This is a genomic window from Paraburkholderia ginsengiterrae, assembly GCF_001645125.1.
In the GTDB taxonomy this organism is placed as follows: domain Bacteria; phylum Pseudomonadota; class Gammaproteobacteria; order Burkholderiales; family Burkholderiaceae; genus Paraburkholderia; species Paraburkholderia ginsengiterrae.
Map to the genome: position 1 here is coordinate 1 of NZ_LXKA01000294.1, position 436 is coordinate 436.

General features: G+C 69.3%; 1 protein-coding gene. It reads left to right on the top strand.

Features of this window, described 5'->3' with window-relative positions:
- The coding region (locus tag A6V37_RS41875) for a hypothetical protein (RefSeq protein ID WP_208607888.1) at positions 1–195 on the top strand (195 nt) is incomplete at its 5' end.
- Positions 196–436: the final 241 nt, after the last annotated feature.

Consider the following 436-nt stretch of genomic DNA (forward strand, 5'->3'; position numbering starts at 1 on the left):
GAGGAGAGAAAAAAAGGGGAAAAGGAAGAGAGGGAGAAGGGGGGAGGGAAAAGGGAGGGGAAGACGGCGAGAGGGCGGGAGGGAAGGAGGGAAGAAAGGGGAAAGGAGGCAGGAGAAGAGGGAGGGGAGGAGGCATGTCGGGAGGGGAGAATTCGTGGGGTCATGGGGAGGGGACGGCGGGTGGAGGGGAGGTGAAAGAGACGTCGTGGAGGGGGTGGGCGGGGGGAGGGGGGTCGTGCGGAGAAGGGCGTTGCGGGGGGCGGTGGGGGGAGGCAGTGGGTGGGTGGGTAGCGGGGCGTGCAGGGGCGCGCTGGCGGGCACGCGGGTCTGGCGCGGCGGCACGAGGATCTGGCCGACGATGGCGAGCTGGAGGTGCGGCGGCGGCGTGATGTGGCAGTGGGAGAAGTAGGTCGCGGCATCCGGGGGGAGGTAGTAG